General features: G+C 67.6%; 19 protein-coding genes. 9 read left to right on the top strand and 10 right to left on the bottom strand.

Annotated features, from left to right (window positions below; all coding sequences use genetic code 11):
- The first annotated feature begins 27 nt into the window (after positions 1 to 27).
- The 5 genes from GNX71_RS02570 to GNX71_RS02550 all read left to right on the top strand — a co-directional run bounded on the left by GNX71_RS02570 (position 28) and on the right by GNX71_RS02550 (position 7234).
- A complete protein-coding gene (locus GNX71_RS02570; RefSeq protein ID WP_206176875.1) occupies positions 28 to 1539 on the top strand; it encodes a DHA2 family efflux MFS transporter permease subunit in 1512 nt (503 codons plus the stop codon).
- 70 nt (positions 1540 to 1609) lie between these two features.
- Complete coding sequence (locus tag GNX71_RS02565; protein ID WP_206176874.1) at positions 1610 to 2752, top strand: ABC transporter substrate-binding protein; 1143 nt, start codon at positions 1610 to 1612, stop codon at positions 2750 to 2752.
- 70 nt (positions 2753 to 2822) lie between these two features.
- The gene (locus GNX71_RS02560) at positions 2823 to 3590 is read left to right on the top strand and encodes a class II glutamine amidotransferase (RefSeq protein ID WP_206176873.1); all 768 of its coding nucleotides are present in this window, start codon (positions 2823 to 2825) and stop codon (positions 3588 to 3590) included.
- Positions 3591 to 3779: 189 nt separating this feature from the next.
- Positions 3780 to 5933 carry a TonB-dependent receptor gene (locus tag GNX71_RS02555; protein ID WP_241027140.1) on the top strand — a complete coding sequence of 718 codons (2154 nt, stop codon included), beginning with the start codon at positions 3780 to 3782 and terminating at the stop codon, positions 5931 to 5933.
- Positions 5933 to 7234 (top strand): PepSY-associated TM helix domain-containing protein, encoded by a 1302-nt coding sequence (locus GNX71_RS02550; protein ID WP_206176871.1) that lies wholly within the window; start codon positions 5933 to 5935, stop codon positions 7232 to 7234. The genes GNX71_RS02555 and GNX71_RS02550 overlap by 1 nt, the downstream gene beginning before the upstream one ends.
- On the opposite strand, the gene gshB is transcribed toward GNX71_RS02550, so the two are convergent.
- Positions 7197 to 8150, bottom strand: a complete 954-nt coding sequence (gene gshB / locus GNX71_RS02545; RefSeq protein ID WP_206176870.1) for a glutathione synthase — start codon at positions 8148 to 8150, stop codon at positions 7197 to 7199. The genes GNX71_RS02550 and gshB overlap by 38 nt on opposite strands.
- Complete coding sequence (locus GNX71_RS02540; protein WP_206176869.1) at positions 8147 to 9412, bottom strand: benzoate/H(+) symporter BenE family transporter; 1266 nt, start codon at positions 9410 to 9412, stop codon at positions 8147 to 8149. Before GNX71_RS02540 ends, gshB begins: the two co-directional genes overlap by 4 nt.
- Positions 9413 to 9518: 106 nt before the next feature.
- On the opposite strand from GNX71_RS02540, the gene GNX71_RS02535 reads away from it, so the two are divergent.
- Positions 9519 to 9932, top strand: coding sequence for a nuclear transport factor 2 family protein (locus GNX71_RS02535; RefSeq protein ID WP_241027139.1), 414 nt, complete (start codon positions 9519 to 9521; stop codon positions 9930 to 9932).
- Between the two features lie 10 nt (positions 9933 to 9942).
- Positions 9943 to 10866 (top strand): polysaccharide deacetylase family protein, encoded by a 924-nt coding sequence (locus GNX71_RS02530; RefSeq protein ID WP_206176868.1) that lies wholly within the window; start codon positions 9943 to 9945, stop codon positions 10864 to 10866.
- A gap of 25 nt (positions 10867 to 10891) precedes the next feature.
- Here GNX71_RS02530 and GNX71_RS02525 read toward each other — a convergent pair whose 3' ends face one another.
- The 6 genes from GNX71_RS02525 to leuS form a co-directional block, all read right to left on the bottom strand.
- Entirely contained in the window at positions 10892 to 12760 is a 1869-nt protein-coding gene (locus GNX71_RS02525) for a potassium transporter Kup (protein WP_206176867.1), read from the bottom strand.
- Between the two features lie 179 nt (positions 12761 to 12939).
- Positions 12940 to 14256 carry a glutamate--cysteine ligase gene (gene gshA, locus GNX71_RS02520; RefSeq protein ID WP_206176866.1) on the bottom strand — a complete coding sequence of 439 codons (1317 nt, stop codon included), beginning with the start codon at positions 14254 to 14256 and terminating at the stop codon, positions 12940 to 12942.
- A gap of 95 nt (positions 14257 to 14351) precedes the next feature.
- A complete protein-coding gene (locus tag GNX71_RS02515; RefSeq protein WP_206176865.1) occupies positions 14352 to 15644 on the bottom strand; it encodes a glutamate-5-semialdehyde dehydrogenase in 1293 nt (430 codons plus the stop codon).
- A gap of 68 nt (positions 15645 to 15712) precedes the next feature.
- Positions 15713 to 16786, bottom strand: coding sequence for a DNA polymerase III subunit delta (gene holA, locus GNX71_RS02510; protein WP_206176864.1), 1074 nt, complete (start codon positions 16784 to 16786; stop codon positions 15713 to 15715).
- Between the two features lie 22 nt (positions 16787 to 16808).
- Positions 16809 to 17330 (bottom strand): LPS assembly lipoprotein LptE, encoded by a 522-nt coding sequence (lptE, locus tag GNX71_RS02505; protein ID WP_206176863.1) that lies wholly within the window; start codon positions 17328 to 17330, stop codon positions 16809 to 16811.
- A gap of 11 nt (positions 17331 to 17341) precedes the next feature.
- Entirely contained in the window at positions 17342 to 19972 is a 2631-nt protein-coding gene (gene leuS / locus GNX71_RS02500; RefSeq protein ID WP_206176862.1) for a leucine--tRNA ligase, read from the bottom strand.
- A 147-nt stretch (positions 19973 to 20119) separates the two neighbouring features.
- On the opposite strand from leuS, the gene GNX71_RS02495 reads away from it, so the two are divergent.
- Positions 20120 to 21091 (top strand): tripartite tricarboxylate transporter substrate binding protein, encoded by a 972-nt coding sequence (locus GNX71_RS02495; RefSeq protein ID WP_206176861.1) that lies wholly within the window; start codon positions 20120 to 20122, stop codon positions 21089 to 21091.
- On the top strand, positions 21084 to 22157 hold the full coding sequence (locus GNX71_RS02490) for an NAD/NADP octopine/nopaline dehydrogenase family protein (protein ID WP_241027138.1): 1074 nt from the start codon (positions 21084 to 21086) through the stop codon (positions 22155 to 22157). Before GNX71_RS02495 ends, GNX71_RS02490 begins: the two co-directional genes overlap by 8 nt.
- On the opposite strand, the gene GNX71_RS02485 is transcribed toward GNX71_RS02490, so the two are convergent.
- Both GNX71_RS02485 and GNX71_RS02480 read right to left on the bottom strand, forming a co-directional pair.
- On the bottom strand, positions 22152 to 22745 hold the full coding sequence (locus GNX71_RS02485; protein WP_206176860.1) for a peroxidase-related enzyme: 594 nt from the start codon (positions 22743 to 22745) through the stop codon (positions 22152 to 22154). The two genes, GNX71_RS02490 and GNX71_RS02485, sit on opposite strands and share 6 nt — an antisense overlap.
- Complete coding sequence (locus tag GNX71_RS02480) at positions 22742 to 23269, bottom strand: CMD domain protein (protein WP_206176859.1); 528 nt, start codon at positions 23267 to 23269, stop codon at positions 22742 to 22744. The genes GNX71_RS02485 and GNX71_RS02480 overlap by 4 nt, the downstream gene beginning before the upstream one ends.
- Positions 23270 to 23289 lie beyond the last annotated feature (20 nt).

Raw genomic sequence — 23289 nt, 5'->3', positions numbered from 1 at the left:
ACGGACCCCGAGACATTCCGCCGCCCCATGACATCCCCACACACGACCGAAGCCGCGCCCACGCCGGCTCCGCCCTCCATGGGCACCCTGCGCGAACGCTATGGCGAGCGCTACCGCTGGTATCTGCTGCTGTCGGTGATGGTGGGGACGATGGCGTCGATCATGTCGTCGACCATCGTCAACGTCGCGATCCCCGGCATGAGCCATCACTTCTCGCTCGGCCAGGAGCGCGCGCAGTGGGTGAGCTCGGGCTTCATGGTGGCGATGACGGTCTCGATGCTCACCACGCCGTGGCTGCTGTCGCGCTACGGCTACCGCCGCACCTACGTGGGCACGATGCTGCTGCTGCTCGTGGGCGGCATCGCGGGCGGGCTGGCCAACAACTTCTCGCTGGTGCTGTTCGCGCGCGTGGCCGAAGGGCTCGCGGCGGGCGTGGTGCAGCCCATTCCGGCCATCATCATCCTGCGCGCCTTCGAGCCGCACGAGCAGGGGCGCGCGAGCGGCATCTTCGGCATGGGCGTGGTGCTGGCGCCGGCCATCGGGCCGAGCATCGGCGGGGTGCTGGTCGATCTTTTCGGCTGGCGCTCGATCTTCTTCATGGTGGTGCCGTTCTGCCTGGCCTCGATCTGGCTGGCCTACAAGTTCGTGCCCAAGACGGCCCCCGGCGGCGTGGCCGCCGTGCGAGGCGGCGGGCTCGACGCGCGCGGCCTCGCGCTGGGCACGGTCGGCACGCTGTGCCTCCTGAACGGGCTGGTCGAACTGCGCGGCGATTCGCCGTTGCAGGCTGCGCTGCTGCTGGCCGGTGCGCTGGTGTCCTTCGTCGCCTTCGTGTGGTGGCAGCGCCGGCTCGCGGCCTCGGGCGGCACACCGCTGATGAACCTCGCGCTCTTCCAGTACCGGCAGTTCGCGATGGGCAGCGTGGTCGCCTTCATCTACGGCACGGCGCTGTTCGGCTCGACCTACCTCCTGCCGGTGTACATGCAGGTGGGGCTGAGCCTGTCGGCATCGCACGTCGGAACCATCCTGCTGCCCGCGGGCATCGTGCTGGCCGTGACCATCGCGGGCGTGGGCCGGCTCGCCGATCGGCATCCGACATGGGTGCTGGTGACCGTGGGCCTTGCGCTGCTGGCGGCTTCGTTCGCGCTGATGATGGTGCTCAGGCTCGACAGCGCGCTGTGGCTGCTGGTGGCGTTCGCGATCATCGGGCGCATCGGGCTGGGGTTCATCCTGCCGTCGCTCAACCTGGGTTCGATGCGGCCGCTCGCCAAGCCGCTGATTCCACAGGGCGCGAGCGCGATCAACTTCGTGCGCATGCTCGGCGGCGCGGCCGGCGTGAGCCTGTGCGCGATCGTGCTCGAGTGGCGTCTTGCCGCGCACGGCGATTCGCTGGCCAATCCGGTGAGCAGCCCGGCGCGGCTGGCTGCGTTCGACGAGGTGTTCGCGATGCTGGCGGGGCTGTGCGCACTGGCGATCTGCGCGGCATGGCAACTGCGCGAAGGGCCGAAACGGGCCGACGGGACGGCGCGCAACACGGGGTAAACACCGGCGGACCCGGAAGGCGCTTTCGCTTTCAATTGTTATCAGTTGTATCTGATAACGAAACGGTTCCATGCATCGCAGAAATTTCATTGCCGCCTCGGCTGCGGCAGCGGCCGGACTCGGCCATCTTTCCTTTCCCGCCCATGCCGCCGAGAGCGGCGTCACCGACGGTGAGATCGTCCTCGGCCACACCGGCATCCTGAGCGGCCCGCTCGGCGTGCCGGTCAAGGTGGTGATGGCCGGCGCCGGGCTGGCCTTCGACGCGGTCAATGCGCAGGGCGGACTGTCGGGTCGCAAGATCCGTGTGGTGTCGCTCGACGACGAGCTCAAGCCCGAGAAGGCCCTCGCCAACTACGAGAAGCTGCTGGCCGAGCACCGCGTCTTCGCGTTCTTCGGCTGCGTGGGCTCTGGCACCACCGCCGCGGGCGCCAAGGTCGTGAACCAGAGCGGCGCGCCGACGGTGGGCGGCTATGCGGTGTCGGATTCGGCCCGCGAGAAGATGGGCGGCGCCGGTTATTTCGTGCGCGCCACTTTCGCGCGCGAAGCCCAGGCGCTGGTGCAGCACCTCACGACCATCGGCGTTTCGCGCATCGCCGTGGCCTATCTGGACAACCCCGGCGGCGCGGAAGTCGCCAAGCTGGTCGAAGCCGCGCTGGACACGCTCAAGCTGAAGCCGGAAGCAGCGGTGGCGGTCAAGGGCGACGGCACGACCAATGAGGCATCCGGCAAGGCGCTCGCCGAGAGCAAGGCGCAGGCGGTGATCATGTACTTGGGCGGCGGCATCGGCGGCGAGGTGATGAAGGCGGCCTGGGCCGCGGGCGGACGCCAGATGTACTACGGCATGTCGATCGTGCCGGGCGACGTCACCGCCAAGCTCGTGGGCGACAAGACCAGCGGGCTGGCCATCTCGCAGATCGTGCCGTACCCGTGGAGCGAGGTCGACGCCACCGCGCGCGAATTCCGCCAGCTGGCCGAGCGCGCCAAGGTGGACCTGGGCTACCTGAGCTACGAGGGGTATGTGAACGCGCTCGTGATGATCGAGGGCCTGCGCCGCACCGGCCGCGACCTGACGCGCGCCAAGCTTCACGCAGCGCTGAAGGCGATGAAGCTGCGCATCGGCGGCATGGAGATCGACTTCACCGGCGCCAGCAACACGGGTTCGCGCTTCATCGAGATGGTCCGCGTGACCAAGGAAGGCAAGTTCATCCGCTAGCTGCAGCCCGATGGTCGGGTAAGCGGTGCGGCGGGCGGGGACCGGCGGGAATCGCGGTCTAATCGCCTGCATGTGTCAATTGCTAGGGATGAACTGCAACACGCCGACCGACGTGACCTTCAGCTTCACGGGGTTCGCGCAGCGCGGTGGCCGCACCGACCACCACGCCGACGGCTGGGGCATCGCGTTCTTCGAAGACCGCGGGCTGCGCCATTTCGTCGATCACCAGCCGGCCTGCGAATCGCCGGTGGCGGAGTTGATCCGGCGCTACCCGATCCAGAGCCGCAACGTCATCGCGCACATCCGCAAGGCCACGCAGGGCGAGGTCAACCTGCAGAACTGCCATCCGTTCGTGCGGGAGCTGTGGGGCCGCTACTGGGTGTTCGCCCACAACGGCGACCTGAAGGACTTTCGACCGCGCTTGCATGGCAACTTCCACCCGGTGGGCAACACCGACAGCGAGCATGCCTTCTGCTGGCTGATGCAGGAGTTGGCGAAATCGCATGCGGGCGTGCCGAGCATCGAGGAGCTGACGCTCACCCTGCGCGAACTGGCGCCGCAGCTCGCGAGCCACGGCACCTTCAACTTCATGCTGTCGAACGGGCAGGCGCTGTGGGCGCATGCCTCGACGAACCTCTGGTACGTGGAGCGGCGGCATCCGTTCGTGACTGCGCAGCTGTCCGATGAAGACCTGGAAATCGACTTCGCCCAGCACACCACGCCGACTGACCGCGTGGCGGTGGTGGTGACCACGCCGCTCACCACCAACGAAACCTGGACGCCGTTTGCACCTGGCGAGCTGCATGTGTTCGTGGACGGGCAGAGGTCAGCCGGCTGAGGTTTCAACGCAAACTTTTGACTGACACTTTTTTGCAACAGTGCAAGAAAGTATCGATGGTGGTGATTCGCGGATGAATAATAACGGTTCTCATTTGCACCCATCGGACCGTTCATGCCCGCAGCTTCCTCCCTTCGCCTTCGCCCGACCGTGGCGGCTTCGCTCCTTGCCCTCCACGCTCTCGGCGCCATGGCGCAGACCCCGGCTGCAGAGCCAGCAGCATCGAGCGGCACCCTGGCCACCGTCAACGTCGAAGCCAGCGCCGACGCCTCGGCCGAAGGCCTGACCAAGCCCTATGCCGGCGGCCAGGTGGCACGCGGCGGGCGGGTCGGCATCCTGGGCAACCAGGACATGATGAGCACGCCGTTCTCGAGCACCAACTACACCGCCGACTTGATCCAGGACCAGCAGGCCAAAAGCGTGGCTGATGTGCTGCTCAACGATCCGTCGGTGCGCCAGGCGCGCGGCTTCGGCAACTTCCAGGAGCTCTACGTGGTGCGCGGCTTCCCCGTGTACTCCGACGACGTGGCTTACAACGGCCTCTACGGCATGCTGCCGCGCCAGTACATCGCTTCCGAATTCTTCGAACGCGTGGAAGTGTTCCGCGGCGCCAACAGCTTCCTGAACGGTGCTGCGCCCGGCGGCAGCGGCATCGGCGGCGCGATCAACCTGCTGCCCAAGCGCGCCCCCAACGAGCCGCTCACCCGCGTCGGCTTCGGCGTGCAAAGCGGCGGCCAGGGCTTCGTGAACCTCGACCTGGCACGCCGCTTCGGTCCCGACGACAGCCTGGGCGTGCGCGTGAACGCCGTGCGCCGCGAAGGCGGCACGGGCGTCTACAAGGAAAGCCAGCAGCTGAGCGCCTTCGGCGTCGGCCTCGACTGGCACAGCCGCAACGTGCGCCTGTCGGCCGACTTCGGCTACCAGGACTACGACCTGAAGGACGGCCGCCCGAGCCTCACGCCCTCCTCGACGCTGCCGATCCCCCGCGTGCCCGACGCCAAGAGCAACTTCGCGCAGCCCTGGACCTACTCGAAGGAAAAGGACAAGTTCGCTACCTTCCGCGGCGAAGTCGACATCACCGACAACATCACGGCCTGGGCCGCCGGCGGCGTGCGCCGCAGCGACGAAGACAACGTGCTGTCGAACCCGGCCCTCGTCAACTCGTTCGGCAACACCAGCAACACGCGCTTCAGCAACACCCGCAAGGACCGCATCGGCACCGCCGAGATCGGCGTGCGCGGCAACTTCACCACCGGCCCGGTGAAGCACACGGTGGTGGCCTCGGCCACCACATACAGCAACGACCGCGACAACGCCTATGCGATCTCTTCGGGCAGCGTGCGCAACAACATCTATGCGCCCTTCTTCTCGCCTTACCCCGTCGCCAACGGCGCCGGCGGCTTCGTGGGCAACCGGCTGGAAGACCCGCGCCTGACCGACAAGATCGACACTTCGAGCGTCGCCATCGCCGACACCATGTCCTTCATGGAAGACCGCCTGCTGGTCACGCTCGGCGCGCGCCGCCAGACCATCAAGCAAACCAGCTTCGCCTACAACACGATCAAGGAAACCAGCGCCTACGACAAGAGCAAGACCACGCCGGTGGCCGGCGTCGTGTTCAAGATCACGCCGACCGTGTCGGCCTATGCCAACTACATCGAAGCCCTGGTCCAGGGCAAGGTCGCTCCCGCCACGGCGAACAATCGCCCGGTCGCCAATGGCGGCGAAGTCTTCGCGCCCTACCAGGCCAAGCAAAAGGAAATCGGCGTCAAGTACGACGGCGGCTCGCTGGGCGCGAGCGCCGCGTTCTTCACGATCGACCAGCCCGTCTACCAATACGCGGACCAGTCCGCGGGCCAGGTCTACGGCCTGTACGGCAAGCAGCGCAACCAGGGCCTCGAGTTCTCGGTGTTCGGCGAACCCATGAAGGGCCTGCGCCTCCTCGGCGGCCTGACGCTGCTCGACGCCAAGCAAAAGAACACGCAAGGCGGCGCCACCGACGGCCTCACCGCCATCGGCGTGGCCAAGCAGCAGCTCAACCTCGGCGCCGAATGGGACGTGACCGGCGTGCGCAACCTGTCGCTGAATGCGCGCCTGCTCTACACATCCAAGCAGTACGCCAACGCCACCAACACGCAGCAGATTCCGGGCTGGACGCGCTTCGACATCGGTGCGCGCTACCTGGTCGACCTGGGCAACGGCCGTGCGCTCACGCTGCGTGCGCGCATCGACAACCTCTTCAACAAGTCGTACTGGGCTTCGGTGGGCGGCACGCAAGGCTCCAACTACCTGGTGATGGGCGCGCCGCGCACCTTCGCACTGAGCGGCACCATCGACTTCTGATGCGCGCCTTCGCGACCGCCATTCACCGCTGGGCCGGCCTGGCGGTCGCCCTCTTTCTCATCGTCTCCGGCCTGACCGGCGCCGTCATCTCGTGGGACCACGAGATCGACGGCTGGCTCAACCGCAAGCTCTACGACACGCAGAGCCGCGGCCCCTTCAAGGACCCGTTCGAGCTGGCCGCCGCGGTCGAGGGGCACGATCCGCGCGCGCGGGTCGCCTACATGCCGCTCGGTTTCGAGGAAGGCCATGCGGCCGGCTACTTCGTGCAGCCGCGCACCGATCCGTCTACCGGCAAGCCCTTCAGGCTCGGCTACAACCAGGTGTTCGTCGATCCGGTCACGGCCGAAGTGCGCGGCCGCCGCGACTCGACCGCCGTCTCGCTCAAGCCCGAGACGCTGATGCCGTTCCTGCGCAAGCTCCACTACATGCTGCACGTGCCCGCGATGTGGGGCACCGACCGCATCGGCTGGTGGATCATGGGCACGGTGGCGCTGGTGTGGCTGCTCGACAGCTTCGTCGCGCTCTACCTCACGATGCCGCGGCGCCTGCGCAAGGCCGTGCATCCGGCGCACCGCCCCGCGGTCGCCTGGTGGCAGCGCTGGAAGCCGGCGTGGACCGTGCGCTGGGCCGCAGGCGGCTACAAGCTCAACTTCGACCTGCACCGCGCGGGCGGGCTGTGGATCTGGGGGCTGATCATCGTCGTCGCCTTCACCTCGTTCTCGCTGAACCTCTACAAGGAGGTGTTCCACCCGATGCTCTCGCTGGTCTCCAAGACCACGCCGGGCCCGTCGGCGCTGGTGCCGCTCGCGCCGCTGGGCACACGCATCGAACCCACCATCGGCTTCCGCGAGATCGTGGCGCAGGCCGAGGCCGAAGCGCGCCGCCGCGGCTGGACGACGCCGCTGGGCGGCGCGTTCTACAACGCGCGCGGCGGCTTCTACAACATCTCGTTCTTCGACCACGCCACGCACGACGACAGCGACGGCATGGGCCTGTCGAACCTCTACCTGGACGGGCGCGACGGCCACATCATCAGCAGCAACCGGCCGTGGCACGGCACGGCGGCCGATGTGTTCGCGCAGCTGCAATTGCCGCTGCACGGCGGGCGCATCCTGGGCATGCCGGGACGCATCATGATGTCGGCGCTGGGGCTGGTGGTGGCGATGCTGTCGATCACCGGCATCGTCATCTGGGCGCGCAAGCTGCGCTCACGGCGCCTGCAGGCGCGGCGCGAGCGCGAAGCCCGCGCGGCGGCTCCGGTGCTCAAGCAGCACGCAGGGCTTTCTCCAGCGCGTCGATGAACATCGCCGGCACGTCGAAGCCGGTCTGCTCGGTGATTTCCTGAAAACACGTCGGGCTGGTCACATTGATCTCGGTGACCGAGTCGCCGATCACGTCGAGCCCGATCAGGAGCAGCCCGCGCGGCGCGAGCACCTTGCCGATCGCCCCGGCGATCTCCCGGTTGCGCGCGGTCAGCGGCTGCGCCACGCCCTTGCCGCCCGCGGCGAGGTTGCCGCGCACCTCGGTGCCCTGCGGAATGCGCGCCAGCACGAAGGGCGCCGGCTCGCCCGCGATGATCAGGATGCGCTTGTCGCCCTGAACGACCTCGGGCACGAAGCGCTGCACCATGATCGTCTCGGCGCCGTCCTTGTTGAGCGTCTCGACGATGGAGCCGAGATTCAGCGCGTCCTGCTTCACGCGGAAGATGCCCATGCCGCCCATGCCGTCGAGCGGTTTGAGGATGATGTCGCCGTGCTCCGCATGGAAATCGCGCACGGCCTGCGCACTGCGCGTGACCAGCGTCGGCGTCACGAACTGCGGAAACTCCATGATCGCGAGCTTCTCGGGATGGTCGCGCAGCGCGCGCGGCGAGTTGACCACCTGCGCGCCCTCGCGCTCGGCCTGCTGCAGCAGGTGCGTCGAATAGATGTACTCGGCATCGAACGGCGGGTCCTTGCGCATCAGCACCGCGTCGAAATCCTTCAGCGCCTTCGACTCGGTGATGTCGACGGTGTACCAGTCCTTGGCGTCGCCGGTCAGCGTGATCTGCTGCACCGTGGCCGTGACCAGCCCGCCCGATTTCCACTGGATGTCCTGCGGCAGGCATGCCGCGATGCGGTGGCCGCGCCGCTGGGCCTCGCGCATCATCGAGAAGGTGGTGTCCTTGTAGATCTTGAAGTGATCGAGCGGATCGGCGACGAAGAGGATGTTTTTCACGGGACGTTCTTTCCGGCGCCGGGTGCGGCGGCCACGTTGGTTTCTGGGGCGATGTTGCCGGAAGCGGCCATCTCCTTGCCGACAGGGGCTTTTTGCTCTCGCCCCACCTGCTGCACGGCCAGCGCCACCGCCCCGGCCACCACGCCCCAGAAGGCGGAGCCGATGCCCGCCAGCGTGACGCCCGAGAGCGTGACCAGGAAGGTGATCAGCGCCGCCTCGCGGTGCGATTCGTCGCGCACCGCGGCCGCGAGCCCGCCGCCGATGGTGCCGAGCAGCGCGAGGCCCGCGATGGCAGCGACCAGCTCCTTCGGAAACGCGGTGAGCAGCCCTGTGACGGCCGCGCCGAAGAGCCCGATCACCACGTAGATCGCACCGCAGCTCACCGCCGCGGTGTAGCGCCGCGCCGGGTCTTCATGGGCTTCGCGGCCCATGCACATGGCGGCCGTGATCGCGCTCAGGTTCAGCGCGAAGGCGCCGAAGGGCGCGAGCACCAGCGTCGCAAGGCCGCTGATCGTGATGAGCTTGCTGACCGGCAGGTCGCTGTAGCCGCTCGCGCGGATCGCCGCCACGCCGGGCAGGTTCTGCGAGGCCATGGTCACAACGAAGAGCGGCAGCGCCAGGCTCACGACGGCTTGCCAGCTGAAGACCGGCGTCGTGAACACCGGCCAGGTCAGCGAGAAATGCACCGACGACCACGCGAGCTCGCCCCGCGCCGCCACGAAGACGATGGCCACGAGCAGCGTCAGCGGCACCGCATAGCGCGGCAGCATCCGCTTGCAGACGAGGTAGGTGCCGAGCATCAGCAGCACCAGCGGCAAGGCCGTCTGCGCCGCGACGAAGGCCGAGATGCCGAAGCGCGCCAGCACGCCGGCCAGGAGCGCCGAGGCGATCGCCATCGGAATTTTGTTCATCACGCGCTCGAACCAGCCGGTGGCGCCGGCCAGCACGATCAGCACCGCGCAGACGATGAACGCGCCCACCGCCTCGCCCATGCTGTGGCCGACACCCGCGACCGCCAGCACCGCGGCGCCCGGGGTGCTCCAGGCAATCATCACGGGCTTCTTCCACCAGAGCGAAGGCAGCGCCGAGGCCAGCCCCATGCCGATGCCCAGCGCCCACATCCACGAGGCCGCCATCTCGGGCGTGGCGCCGAAGGCCTGCGCGGCCTGGAACACGATGGCCACCGAACTCGTGAAACCCACGAGCACGGCGACAAAACCCGCGGTGAAAGCCGAAAGGCTCAGGTCCTTGAAAAATGACATCGCGCGATTGTGCCGGGAGCCCGGGAGCCCGGACGCGGCCCGTTCGGCACAGGAATTGCGGAGGTTCCTGGCCACGCACCGCCGTGGCCCAACGATGGAGACCCCCATGAACACCTCAGCCCCACTCGACCCCGCCGCGGTGGTCGACGAATTCCTCCGGCTCGTGATGATTCCCGACCCGCAATCAGCCTCGCGCTTCACCGCGCCCGACATCCGCATCCGCTTCACCGGCAACCGCGCGATGCACGCGCCCGGCGACACCTCGGCCTTCAATGCCAAGCGCTACGCCTGGGTGAAGAAGAAGATCGAGCGCACCGAAACGGTGGCCGGCGGCACGCCCGAAGCCACCGTGGTCTACAGCCTCGGCACGCTCTACGGCGCCTGGCCCGACGGCACGGCCTTCGAAGGCAACCGGTACGTCGACCGCTACGTGGTGAGCCACGGGCTCATCGTGCAGATGGACGTGTGGAACGACAGCGCCGAGTGGCTGCTGGTGCGCGCCGGGCTCGCGGTGCTGTGAGGCACAGCGCATGACGACACGCTGGCCTGATCTCCTGCCCTCGCACGATCGCTTCGACTACCGGCCGATCACGCGGCGCCCCGACTACGTCTGGCCGAACGGCGCGCGGCTGGCTGTGTACCTCGGCTTCAACATCGAGCATTTCGCCTTCGGCGACGGCCTGGGCGCCTGCATCGGCCCGGCCTCGCCGCAGCCCGATGTGCTGAACCACGGCTGGCGCGAGTACGGCAACCGCGTGGGCGCGTGGCGCTGCCTCGAGCTGTTCGACGCGCTCGCGCTGCCGACCGGCGCGCTCATCAACACCGCGCTGTACGACCACTGCCCGGAACTGGTGGCCGCCTGCGTGGCGCGCGGCGACGAACTCATCGGCCACGGCCACAGCAACGCGGAACGCCAGGGCGCGCTCGATGAAGAGCACGAGCGCGCCCTGCTGCTCCGCTGCCGCGAACGCATGCTGCGCGAGAGCGGACAGGCGCCCGCGGGCTGGCTGTCGCCCTGGATTTCAGAAAGTGCCGTCACGCCCGACCTGCTCGGCGAGACCGGCTACGGCTACACGCTCAACTGGTGCCACGACGACCAGCCGGTGCGCATGCGCACCCGCGGCGGCGGCTCGATCTGGTCGGTGCCGTATCCGCAGGAGCTCAACGACATCCCGATGATCGTGGGCCGCCTGATGGATGCGAAGGATTTCAGCGCGATGGTGGTCGACAACTTCGACGAGATGCTGGAACAGTCGCGCGCGCAGCCGCTGGTGATGGGGCTGGCGCTGCACCCGTACATCGTGGGCCAGCCCTATCGGCTGCGCCACCTGCGCACGGCGCTCGCGCATCTGGCACGTGCGCGGGACCGTGGGGAGATCTGGTTCACGACGCCGGGGGCCATCGCGTCGCACATGACGCAGCTCGCGGCCGAGCGGCCCGGAGACTTCGACTGAAGGAGCCATCGCTCCTTCATCGACTTCAGATCTCGATCTTCGACCCCAGCTCCACCACCGCATTGTTCGGCAGCCCCAGGAACGCCGCCGCGCCGCTCGCGTTGTGGTGCATCTGCGCGAAGAGCTTCTCGCGCCACGGCGCCATGCCGCTGCCCAGCGTCGGGATCACGACGTCGCGCGAGAGGAAGTAACTCGTCGCCATCGGCTCCAGCTGGCAGCCGCGCAGGCGCGCATGCTCCAGCGCGCGCGGCAGGTCGATGTCGTTCTTGAAGCCGTAGTGCACGATCACCTGCCAGCAGTGGTGGCCCAGCGCCTCGATCTCGATGCGCTTGTCCATCGGGATCCAGGGCACCTCGTGGTTGCGCACGGTGACGAACATGTTCTGCTCGTGCAGCACCTTGTTGTGCTTCAAGTTGTGCAAGAGCGCATTGGGCACGACGCCCGGCTCCGCGGTGAGGAACACGGCCGTGCCGTCGACGCGCGCCGGCGGGCTCACGAACACGGAGTCGAGAAAGGACTTGAGGTCGATTGCATCGGCATGCTGCGCCTCGCCCATCAGCCGCCGGCCTTCCTTCCAGGTGATCATCAGCGTGAACACGAAGCCGCCGATCAACAGCGGGAACCAGCCGCCTTCGAACAGCTTGAGCAGGTTCGACGCGAAGAACAGGAAGTCGACCACGAAGAAGACCGCGGTCGATGCGATGCACAGTGCCAGCGGCAGCTTCCACGCATAGCGGATCACGAAGAAGGTCAGGATCGTGGTGATCAGCATGTCGGTCGTCACCGCGATGCCGTAGGCCGCGGCCAGGCTGCTCGAGGTGCGGAACATCACCACCGCCAGCACGATGGCCACGAACAGGCCCCAATTGACCAGCGGAATGTAGATCTGCCCCGCAGTGCGCACGCTGGTGTGCTCGATGTTCAGGCGCGGCAGGTAGCCCAGCTGGATCACCTGGCGCGTCACGCTGAACGCGCCGGTGATGAGCGCCTGCGACGCGATCACCGTCGACAGCGTGGCCAGCATCACCAGCGGAATCAGCGCCCACTCGGGCGCCATCATGAAGAAGGGGTTCTTCACCGCTTCGGGGTTCTCCAGCAGCAGCGCGCCCTGGCCGAGGTAGTTGAGCGTCAGCGCCGGCATGACGACCGAGAACCACGCGATGCGGATCGGCTTCTTGCCGAAGTGGCCCAGGTCGGCGTACAGCGCCTCGGCGCCGGTCACGCACAGCACCATCGCGCCCAGCAGGATGAAGCTGGTGCCCGGGTTGTCCCAGATGAACTTCAGCGCATACCAGGGGTTCAGCGCCTTCACGATTTCGGGGTGGTGCAGGATCTGCCACACGCCCAGCACCGCGATGGCCGCGAACCACGCCAGCGTGACCGGCCCGAAGAACTTGCCGATGCCCGCGGTGCCGCGCTTCTGCACGGCGAAGAGACAGAACAGCACGACCAGCGTGATCGGGATCACGTAGTGCGTGAAGTGCGGCGACACCACCTCCAGGCCCTCGACCGCCGACAGCACCGAGATCGCCGGGGTGATGACCCCATCGCCGTAGAAGAGCGACGTGCCGAAGATGCCGACCACCAGCAGCAGATGGCGCAGCCTGGGCTTGTCGGCCACCGCCCGCGAGGCCAGCGCGAGCATGGCAACCAGGCCGCCCTCGCCTTCGTTGTCGGCCCGCAGCACCAGCACCACGTATTTGATGGAGACGATGACGGTCAGCGTCCAGAAGAACATCGAGAGGATGCCGTAGACGTTCTCGACCGTGAACGGCACATGGCCGTGGCCGAACACTTCCTTGACCGCGTACAGCACGCTGGTGCCGATATCGCCATAGACGACGCCGATGGCGCCGACGATCAGGCCGGCTGAGATTGATTTGGGGGCTGACACGAAGTCGATGGGGAAAAGGGCTGGCCGTTGGGGATCGACGCGTCAGACACGCGAGGGCGTCGTGGCGGCGGAACATTCATTCGTTCCACCACGCGTCGCTCCTCCCGCCCTTTTGTTTCCGTTGCTGTGGGGCCGCTATTTTGCCGTTGCCCGGTGACCCCGCAACCCGACAACCCCAATCATTCGTAGATTTCGGCGTCCGGGTCGGTCGCTTCCATTTCGTAGCTGGCCGCAACCATGGCCAGGCGACCGACCACGCCATACATGTAGAAACGGTTCGGCGCGCTCGCGCCGGGCTTGGCACCAGGCTGGGGCATGTGCGTGCTTTCCGAGAAAGCCAGCGGCACGAAGCTCGCGTCGGGCAGCTTGAGGTTCTCGTCGGCCGCCTGCGCGGCATGCACCCGGTAGAAACCGCCGACCACGTAGCGGTCCATCATGTAGACGACCGGCTCGGCCACGCCGTTGTGCACGCGCTCGTTGGTCAGCACGCCTTCCTGGACGATCAGCTCGGTGGGTTCGCGCAGGTCGCGCCCGGCGGAGGTCTTGGTCGCCGAGGAGGTGCTGGTGCGCGACTTGCCGATCAGCGCCTCGACTTCCTTGGCATCGCGCACCGTCACCACGCCCGGGCTGCCGCTGCCGCTGTGGCCGCCCTTGACGACCACGAACGGCTTTTCGTTGATGCCGTATTCCTTGTACTTGCGGCGCACCTTGGTGAGCACCGCGTCGACGTGGCTGGTCAGCACGTCGATGCCGCGGCCCTCGGCGATGTCGACGCCTTCGGCGCGCGCATAGATCGGGTTGATGAGCCAGGGGTCGATGCCCAGCAGCTTGCCCAGACGCTTGGACAGCTCTTCATAGCTGTGCAGGTGATTGCTCTTGCGGCGCACCGACCAGCCCGCATGCAGCGGCGGCAGCAAATACTGCTCATGAAGATCTTCGAGGATGCCCGGCGTTCCCGCAGAAAGCTCGTTGTTGAGCAGAATTGTGCAGGGATCGAAGTTCTTCAGCCCCAGCCGGCGCTTGCCGCGCACCACCGGCTCGAGGGTCACGGTCTCGCCGTTGGGCAGTTCGATTTTCTTGGGCGACTTGATGGCCGGGTCGACGGAACCAATCCGCACGTTCAGCCCCGCCATATGGAAGATGCGCACAAGTTGCGCGATGTTGGCGAGATAAAAGGTGTTTTTGGAGTGATTTTCCGGAATGACGAGCAGGTTGCGCGCTTCCGGACAGATCTTCTCGATGGCTGCCTGGGCCGCTTGCACCGCCAGCGGCAGCATTTCCTTGGTGAGGTTGTTCCAGCCACCCGGGAAGAGATTGGTATCGACCGGGGCGAGCTTGAAGCCCGCATTGCGGATGTCGACCGAGCTGTAGAACGGCGGCGTGTGCTCCATCCATTCGAGACGGAACCAGCGCTCGATGGCGGGCATCGAGTCGAGCACCCGCTGTTCCAATTCGTTGATCGGGCCGGTCAGGGCGGTGACGAGATGCGGAACCATGCGGCGGCCTTCTTCGATTTTTACTTAGAGGTGGAGCGGAATTGTAGGAATTGGGGGTACATGCCCCAATGACAAGACCGCGGGAGCAGCACGCATCAGCTTCGCACTTCGCCCTGGCCGAGCACCACGTACTTGAGCGAGGTCAGCCCTTCGATGCCGACCGGGCCGCGGGCGTGGAATTTGTCGGTGCTGATGCCGATCTCGGCACCCAGGCCAAACTCGAAGCCATCGGCGAAGCGGGTGCTCGCATTGACCATGACGCTGGCCGAATCGACCTCGCGCAGGAATCGCTGCGCATGCACATGGTCGCGCGTGACGATGGCATCGGTGTGGTGGCTCGAATAGCGGTTGATGTGCGCAATGGCTTCATCGACGCCGGCCACGACCTTGATGCTGATCACGGCCGCCAGGTATTCCTCGGACCAGTCGGACTCGACCGCATCGACCACCTTGGCGGCCGGATCGGCAGCGCCGCTGGCCCGCAGGATCTGCGCCGCGGCTGGATCGCAGCGCATTTCCACGCCCTTGGCGGCAAAGATGGCGGCAATCTGCGGCAGGAAGTCTTCCGCGACCACTTCCGAGACCAACAGGCCTTCGGCCGCATTGCAGGGGCTGTATTTCTGGGTCTTGGCGTTGTCGACGATGCGCAGCGCCATGTCGAACTCGGCCGTGTCGTCCACGTAGACATGGCAGTTGCCGTCCAGGTGCTTGATGACCGGCACCTTGGCGTCGCGGCTAATGCGCTCGATCAGCCCCTTGCCGCCGCGCGGAATGATCACGTCCACGAATTCGGGCATGGCGATCAGCTGGCCCACGGCCTCGCGATCGGTGGTCTGCACCAGCTGCACCGCCTCGACCGGGAGGCCCGCTTCGGCCAGCGCCTCGGACACCAGCAGCGCCAGCGCCTTGTTCGATTCGATGGCTTCCGAGCCGCCGCGCAGGATGGCCGCGTTGCCCGACTTGATCGCCAGGCTCGCAGCCTCGATGGTCACGTTGGGGCGGCTCTCGTAGATCATGCCGAACACGCCGATCGGCACCCGCATCTGGCCCACGCGGATGCCGCTGGGCTGCTGCTTCATGCCGATGATTTCGCCGATCACGTCGGCCATGCCGGCGAGCTGTTCGCAGCCCAGGGCCACGGTCTCGATGACCTTCGGGGTGAGCTTGAGCCGGTCGACCATCGGGGCCGAGAGGCCGGCGGCGGTGGCGCGTTCCAGGTCTTTCTGATTGGCGACTGCCAGCACCGGGCCGGCGTCGCGCAGGCGCCGGGCAAGCGCCTTCAGTGCTATGTTTTTAGTAGCTGCATCCGCACGGGCCATGAGGAAAGCAGCGGCCTTTGCCTGCAGCCCGAGGGTCTGCATGTGCTCGCTGACGTTGAACGCATTCATGTCGGCATTTTCCCACGCGGACCTGTGGCCCGGCTTACACAGGCCTTTTGGTGCCTGGAGCCATCCAATCAGGCGCGCCGCGCGGCCGCCGGTGCGCTGCTGCAGGCGCGGCACAGCATCAACGCCAGCCGTTGCAGCGCCTGCCAGCCGCTGGCGGGCCAGTCGGGCTGCTTCAGGCCCTTGCAGATGCCGTCCACCAGGTGGGCCGCGCGCAGCAGGCGCGCCAGCATGCGGTCGTCCAGCCGCGGCAGCACGCGCTCGAAGGCGCGCTCGCGCGGTCCCCAGATGCGGTTCTCGCGCAGCGCCATAGGCAGCGGCCGGCCGGCCGCCATGGCGTCTTTCACGCGCTTGAGCGCACGGATGTCCTCGGCGATCGTGTAGTGCACCAGCACCTCGGCCTCGCCTTCGGCCTGCAGGCCGTCGAGCATGCGCGCCACGCGCTGCGGGTTGCCCGCGAGCACCGCTTCGGAGAGCTTGAACACGTCATAGCGCGCCACGTTGTTGACCGCGCCTTCGACCTGCTCCCAGCTCAGCTCGCCGGCCGGGTGCAGCAGTGCGAGCTTCTGGATTTCCTGGTGCGCCGCGAGCAGGTTGCCTTCGACCCGATCGGCAAAGAACTGCAGCGTGCGCTGGCCTTCGTCGCCCGGCATCACGCGCTGGCCCTGCAGCCCCAGGCGCTGGGCGATCCACTGCGGCAGCGCATTGCGCTCGATCGGATCGACCTGCAGGCTCACGCCGTTGTTCTCCAGCGCCGAGAACCAGGCGCCGGTGCGCGTGGCCTTGTCCAGGCGCGGCAGCATCACCAGCGTGAGTGTGCTGTCGTTGCCCGGTGCGGCTTCGGCCAATTGCTGCAGGGCAGTGCTGCCGTCCTTGCCGGGCTTGCCCGAGGGAATGCGGATCTCCACGATCTGCTTGTCGGCAAAGAGCGAAAGCGAGCCGCCCGCTGCCAGCACCGCACTCCAGTCGAAGTGCGCGCCGGCCACGGTGTAAGAGCTTCGCTCGGTGTAGCCCTGTTCGCGCGCGGCGGCGCGGATGGCATCGGCCGCTTCCTGCGCGAGCAGCGGCTCGTCGCCATGGATCGTGTAGAGCGGCTTGAGCCCCTTCTGCAGATGGGCCCCGAGTTGGGCGCTGGCAAGTTGCATGGAATCCCTGTGGCGCGGGCGCCTAGAGTTCCTTGACGGCCGCCAGGCGCCGCATCAGCTGCTGCGCGATGTCGGACTGCATGTCGCGGAACAGCAGCTCGGCCTCGCCTTCCTTGGCGAGCGCGTTGGTCTCGTTGAAACTCAGGTCGCGTGTCTGCGACACCTCCGACGCCGTGAGCAACTCCTTGCCGCCCGGCGTCTTCAGGCTGAAGCGCACGCGCAGGCGCAACTGCAGCTCGCGCAGCGCGCCGGCCGAATTGGTCGAGATCACGAAGCGGTCGCGGTCTTCGCCAAGGACCACCAGCACCGCATCGGCGGTCTTGGCGTCTTCCTTGGGCACCAGCGTCACCGTGCCGGCCGCGCGCAGCTCGCGCCGCACTTGGTTGATCAGCGCGGAATTGCCCTCGACCGACAGCGTCTTGAACGCGAAGACCGGCGCCTTGCGCAGCTCGAAGCCGCAGCCGGCCAGCCCCACGCTGGCGCCCACGGCCGTCAAACCGAGAAGAAAGCCGCGGCGCGGCATCGAGGCATTGCGTTTGTTCATGCTTCTGTCGTTCAAAGGACCACGTTGACCAGACGGCCGGGAACCACGATCACGCGCTTGGGCGGTGCGCCCTCGGCGAAGGCGACGAAGTCGTCGCAGGCGAGCGCGAGTTTCTCGATCTCGTCCTTGGAAGCGCCGGCCGGCACCAGCAGCTTGCCGCGCAGCTTGCCGTTGACCTGCAGCATGAGCTCGATCTCGTCCTGCACCAGCGCCTCGACGTCGACCGTCGGCCAGGCCGCGTCGAGCAGGCCGCCCAGGTCCTTGTCGTAGCCGAGCTCGCTCCAGAGCTGCTGGGCGATGTGCGGGGTGGCGGGGTACAGGCAGCGCAGCAGGATGCCGAAGCCCTCGCGCACCGCGGCCGCGTCGCCCGCGCTGCCGTCGGGCTTGAAGCCTTCGAGCGCGTTCAGGAGCTTCATCGCGCCCGACACCACCGTGTTGTATTGCATGCGCTGGTAGTCGTAGTCGACCTGGCGCAGCACCGTGTGCACCTCGCGGCGCAGCGCCTGGGCAGCCTTGCCGAACGTCTGTGCGCCCGCCTTGGCCGGCGCCACGTCCGCCTGCGCCACGCCGAAGTTCCACACCCGGCGCAGGAACCGGTAGCTGCCTTCGACGGCCGCGTCGTTCCACTCGAGCGTGGCTTCGGGCGGCGCGGTGAACATGGTGTACAGGCGCGCGGTGTCGGCGCCGTATTTCTCGATCAGGTCCTGCGGATCGACGCCGTTGCGCTCGCTCTTGCCCATCTTGCCGACGCCGCCGTACTCGACCTTCGTGCCGTCGGCCGTGGTGCCGCCGGTGATGCGGCCCTGCGCATCGAGCACGGGCGTCACTTCCAAAGGCGGGAAGTAGTCCTTGCCGCCCTTCTCGCTGCGCTTGTAGAAGATGTGGTTGAGCACCATGCCCTGCGTCAGCAGCTTGCTGAAAGGCTCGTCGGCCTTCACAAGGCCGAGGTCGCGCATCACCTTGGTCCAGAAGCGCGCGTAGAGCAAGTGAAGAATTGCGTGCTCGATGCCGCCGATGTACTGGTCCATCGGCATCCAGTAGTCGGCGCCCTCGGCAACCATGGCCTGGTCGTTCTTCGGGTCGCAGTAGCGCATGAAGTACCACGACGAATCCACGAAGGTGTCCATCGTGTCGGTCTCGCGCCGCGCGGCCTTGCCGCAGACGGGGCACACCACGCCGGCATGGAAGCCTTCGTGCTTGTTCAGCGGGTTGCCGGAGCCGTCGGGCACGCAGTCGGTCGGCAGCACCACGGGCAGGTCCTTCTCGGGGACCGGCACCGCGCCGTGCTCGTCGCAATGGATGATCGGGATCGGCGTGCCCCAGTAGCGCTGGCGGCTCACGCCCCAGTCGCGCAGGCGCCAGGTGGTCTGCAGCTCGCCCAGGCCCTTCTGGCCCAGCGCATGCGCGACGGCCGCCACGGCCTCCTTGTACGACATGCCGCTGAAGTTGTCGGAGTTGATGGTCACGCCGCGCTGCTTGTCGCCGTACCAGTCCTGCCACTTGTGATAGTCGAAGTGCGGCTCGTCGTCCACCAGCACCACCTGAATGATCTCGATGCCGTACTTGTTGGCGAAGGCGAAGTCGCGCTCGTCGTGCGCGGGCACGCCCATCACGGCGCCGTCGCCGTAGCCGATGAGCACGTAGTTGCCGACCCACACCGGCACCTGCTCCTCGGTGATCGGGTGCTTGACGGTCAGGCCCGTGGGCACGCCCTTCTTCTCCTGCGTGGCGAGCTCCGCCTCGGTGGTGCCGCCGTTCTTGCACTCTTCGATGAAGGCCGCGACCTTGGGGTCGAGCGTGGCCGCGTGCGCGGCCAGCGGATGCTCGGGCGCCACGGCGCAGAAGGTCACGCCCATGATCGTGTCGGCACGCGTGGTGAACACGTACATGCGGCCGTCCTGGATCAGCTTGCCGTCGGCTCCCTGGATGTCATGGGTGAAGGCGAAGCGCACGCCCTCGCTCTTGCCGATCCAGTTCTCCTGCATCAGCTTCACGCGCTCGGGCCAGCCCGGCAGCTTGTGCTGCGTATGTTCGAGCAGTTCCTCGGCGTAGTCGCTGATCTTGAGGTAGTAGCCCGGGATCTCGCGGCGCTCGACCGTGGCACCCGTGCGCCAGCCCTTGCCGTCGATCACCTGCTCGTTGGCCAGCACAGTCTGGTCGACCGGGTCCCAGTTCACGACCTGGGTCTTGCGGTAGGCAATGCCCTTCTCGAGCATCTTCAGGAACAGCCACTGGTTCCACTTGTAGTAGCTCGGATCGCAGGTGGCGATCTCGCGGCTCCAGTCGATCGCCAGGCCCATGGCCTGCAGCTGGCCGCGCATGTAGTCGATGTTCTCGTAGGTCCACTTGGCGGGAGGAACGCCGTTCTTCAGCGCCGCGTTCTCGGCCGGCAGGCCGAAGGCGTCCCAGCCCATGGGCATCAGCACGTTGTAGCCGCTCATGCGCAGGTAGCGCGTGAGCATGTCGTTGATCGTGTAGTTGCGCACATGGCCCATGTGCAGCTTGCCGCTGGGGTACGGCAGCATCGAGCAGGCGTAGTACTTCTTGCGGCTCGCGTCCTCGGTGACGCGGTAGGCATCGGCGGCGGTCCATTGCGCCTGGGCAGCGGACTCGACGTCGCTGGGTTTGTAGCTGGGGTTCATAGCGTTTCGGCAAGGCCCGGCGCGGGCTGGCCGGGGAAGGCGGATTATCGCGCCCGGGCGATGCCCTCCGCGCGGCAGACCCTAGACTTGGGGCACGCAACCTGCATGTTGCCTGCGTAACGTCTGCTTTCGTACTGCCTGAACGCCATGAAACTGCTCTGGAAACCCCTGGTCCTGGGCCTCGCCGCCTGCCTCGCCACCCTGCCTTCGTGGGCGCAACAGGCCAGCGACAAGCCCCTGCGCATCGTCGTCCCCTTCGCCCCCGGCGGCGCGCAGGACGTGATTGCCCGCTACCTGGGCGCCAAGCTCACCGACAAGCTGGGCACCCCGGTGATCATCGACAACAAAGCCGGCGCCGGCGGCATCGTCGCCGCCGACGCGGTGGCCAAGGCGACCGACGGGGCCACCGTGCTGCTGGCCACGGGCGGCGCAGTCACCATCGCGCCGCACCTGCAGGCCAAGCTCCCCTACGACCCCGTGCACGAACTGGTGCCCGTGGCCCTGGTCGCCGACACGCCGATGACGCTGTCCGTGCGCACCGAAAGCCCCTACAAGACCATCGCCGACGTGCTGCGCGACGCCAAGGCGCGGCCGGGCCAGGTCACCTACGCCTCGACCGGCAACGGCACGGTGTCGCACCTCACCGGCGCGCTGCTGGCGCAGGCGAGCGGCGTGAACCTGCTGCACGTGCCCTACCGCGGCGCGGCGCCGGCGCTGACCGACCTGCTGGGCGGACAGGTGGCAGTGATCGTCACCAGCGTCGCCTCGATCGAGCCCATGGTCGCGAGCGGCAAGGCGCGCGTGCTCGGCACCTTCTCGCGTGCGGCCCTGCCCAGCATGGGCACGGCGCCCACCGTCGGCGAGGCCACGGGCCTTGCGGGCATGGAAGTGCCGGTGTGGGTGGGCGTGATGGTGCCTGCGCGCATGCCGGCCGCGGGCATCGACAAACTCTCCGCCGCGCTGGTCGAGGTGTGCAACCTGCCGGAGACGAAGCAGCGCTTCGCCCAGCTCGGCGCGGTCAACACCTGCGGCAATGCGGCGGCGCTCGGCAAGGTGGTGACCGAGGACAGCCAGCGCTGGGCGAAGGTGATCAAGCAGGGCGGAATCAAAGTTGATTGACGTCTCGACGTACCGCGTCGGCATCGCAGGCACCGGCGCCATCGCGCTGGCCTGCGCCGCATGGCTGCGCCAGGCGGGCCACGGCGTCACGCTCTGGTCGCCGGGCGGCCAGGGCGCCGAGGCCTTGCGCACGCAGCCGCTGGAAGCGGGCGGCGTGCAGCCCTGCACCGTGACGGTCGAAGTGGTCGACGATGCCGCGCAGCTCTGCCATTCGGCGGACGTGCTGCTGCTCGCGCTCCCGGTCAACGGCCACAAGCGCGTGATGGACGCGCTCCTGCCTTTCCTTCGCGACGGCCAGACCGTGATCGTCAGTTCGATGGCCTCGCTGTCGTCGCTCTATCTCCACGAAGCCGCCCGGCGCGCCGGCAAGCAGGTGACGGTCGCGAGCTTCGGCACGACCGTGCTGACCGCGCGCCGCGAATCGGGCACGCAGGTCAAGGTGATGACGCGGCGCAAGGCAGTCGGCGTCTCGGCGCTGCCGGGCGCGAACGTCGCACAGGCCGTGGCGCTCTGCACCGCGCTGTTCGGCGACGGCTTCTTCCCTCAGGACAGCGTGCTCGCCAGTGCGCTCGCCAACGTCAACCCGCAGTCCCACGGCCCGCTCGCGGTCTTCAACTGGACCCGCATCGAGCGCGCGGAAAACTGGCCGCAGTACCACTGCATGACGCCCGGCGTGTCGCGCGCGATCGAGGCGCTGGACCTGGAACGCCGCGCCGTGGCGAAGGCCTTCGGCATCGACCTGGGCCCCATCGAGGAACACTTCGCGCGTTCCTTCGGCACCGCGTCGGCGCGGCTCGAGGACATCGCGGCCGAGCTGCATGCCAAGCGCGGCGGCCCGCCCGGGCCGGTGCGCACCGACACCCGCTACGTGACCGAGGACATGCCCTACGGCCTGGCCTTCGTGGAGGCGCTGGGGCAGATCGCCGGCGTGCCGACGCCCGCGACGCGGACCATCGTGGATGCCGCCTCGCTGGTCAACGGCATCGACTTCCGCGAACAGAACGACCTGCTGGCGCCGCTGGGCCTGGACCGCGAAACCGTCGCAGGCCTGCTCGCGCGCCTATGACCCGTCGGCGGGAAAGACCGGCTCGCCCAGGTTGAGCATCAGCCGGTTGGCCCAGGCGAACAGGGCCACCGAATGGACCAGGTCGAGGATTTCCAGCTCCTCGAGTCCGACCTCTTTCAACGCCCGGATGTCCTCGGCCGACACCTTGTCCGGCTCGGCGCCGAGCTTGATCGAGAACTCGACGATGGCTTTCTCGCGCGGCGTGGTGCCGGCCGATGCCGGCTCCTCGAACACCTGCTCGATCACGTCGCTCCGCTTGGCCAGTTGCTCGAAGCGCTGCGCATGCACCGACGCGCAGTACACGCAGCCGTTGACACGCGACTCCACCGTGGCGCCCAGCTCGCGCTCGGCGCGCGGCATGCCGCCCGGCGCGAACATGATCGCGTTGAAGGCGATGGAGCGCTGCAGCAGTATCTCGGGCTGGTGCGCGAGCACCAGGAAATACGGCGAGGTGCGCGCCTGCGGGCTCATCTCGTCCAGCGCCGCCAGCTGGGCCGGCGTGGCGGTGTCGACATTCACCGTGTCCAGCCACGGTTTCCACTTCAGCACCTCGGTGGTGAAGCCATTGATGCGGATCGGGGCCGTCATGCCGAAGCCTCCGCGGCAGCCAGTGCCTTGAGGCCCGCGACGACACGGATCTGGTACGAGAGAAAAGCGATCAACTGGCTCAACGCCACGAGCGCGGGCGTCGACAGCCCGTGCGCCGCCAGCGCCTCGATGGCGGCGCGGTCGCCCTCGATCGGCCGCTCGATGAGCTTGCCGGCAAAAGCCAGCATCGCGCGCAGCCGCGCGTCGGCGAGCGAGGCGATGTCGCCGCGCTCCACCGCATCGGCCACCGCGGCGTCGGCGTTCTCGGCCGCCAACTCTTCGCGGTAGTGCGCGGCGAGGTTCGGCGCCTTGGAAACGCGGCAGGCATGCAGCGCGACCAGCAGGCGCTCGGTGCGGGGCAGGCCCTCGACCGCGTGCGAAAACATCGCGTCGTGGCTGCTCTGGGTGGCGGCCACGACCTTGTCGCGTTGCCGCCGCAGCGTCCAGGTCGGCTGGTTCGGCGAGAGGGGCACGGCGTCATCGACCACGTCGATGGCCGGCAGCGCCACGGAAAGATTCGTCATGCGGGTCCTTGAAGGAAAAA

The organism is Variovorax sp. RKNM96 (assembly GCF_017161115.1).
GTDB lineage: Bacteria > Pseudomonadota > Gammaproteobacteria > Burkholderiales > Burkholderiaceae_C > Variovorax.
The sequence above is the reverse complement of the archived record's forward strand: the minus strand, read 5'-3'. Positions and strand labels throughout refer to the sequence as shown.

Coding starts and splice junctions, on each gene's coding strand:
- GNX71_RS02540 (WP_206176869.1), bottom strand. CDS start 9,412: ATGTCATTTTTCAAGGACCTGAGCCTTTCGGCTTTCACCGCGGGTTTT.
- holA (WP_206176864.1), bottom strand. CDS start 16,786: ATGCAACTTGCCAGCGCCCAACTCGGGGCCCATCTGCAGAAGGGGCTC.
- GNX71_RS02570 (WP_206176875.1), top strand. CDS start 28: ATGACATCCCCACACACGACCGAAGCCGCGCCCACGCCGGCTCCGCCC.
- leuS (WP_206176862.1), bottom strand. CDS start 19,972: ATGAACCCCAGCTACAAACCCAGCGACGTCGAGTCCGCTGCCCAGGCG.
- GNX71_RS02515 (WP_206176865.1), bottom strand. CDS start 15,644: ATGAATGCGTTCAACGTCAGCGAGCACATGCAGACCCTCGGGCTGCAG.
- GNX71_RS02565 (WP_206176874.1), top strand. CDS start 1,610: ATGCATCGCAGAAATTTCATTGCCGCCTCGGCTGCGGCAGCGGCCGGA.
- gshA (WP_206176866.1), bottom strand. CDS start 14,256: ATGGTTCCGCATCTCGTCACCGCCCTGACCGGCCCGATCAACGAATTG.
- GNX71_RS02480 (WP_206176859.1), bottom strand. CDS start 23,269: ATGACGAATCTTTCCGTGGCGCTGCCGGCCATCGACGTGGTCGATGAC.
- GNX71_RS02550 (WP_206176871.1), top strand. CDS start 5,933: ATGCGCGCCTTCGCGACCGCCATTCACCGCTGGGCCGGCCTGGCGGTC.
- GNX71_RS02535 (WP_241027139.1), top strand. CDS start 9,519: ATGAACACCTCAGCCCCACTCGACCCCGCCGCGGTGGTCGACGAATTC.
- GNX71_RS02485 (WP_206176860.1), bottom strand. CDS start 22,745: ATGACGGCCCCGATCCGCATCAATGGCTTCACCACCGAGGTGCTGAAG.
- GNX71_RS02555 (WP_241027140.1), top strand. CDS start 3,780: ATGGCGCAGACCCCGGCTGCAGAGCCAGCAGCATCGAGCGGCACCCTG.
- GNX71_RS02530 (WP_206176868.1), top strand. CDS start 9,943: ATGACGACACGCTGGCCTGATCTCCTGCCCTCGCACGATCGCTTCGAC.
- lptE (WP_206176863.1), bottom strand. CDS start 17,330: ATGAACAAACGCAATGCCTCGATGCCGCGCCGCGGCTTTCTTCTCGGT.
- GNX71_RS02495 (WP_206176861.1), top strand. CDS start 20,120: ATGAAACTGCTCTGGAAACCCCTGGTCCTGGGCCTCGCCGCCTGCCTC.
- GNX71_RS02560 (WP_206176873.1), top strand. CDS start 2,823: ATGTGTCAATTGCTAGGGATGAACTGCAACACGCCGACCGACGTGACC.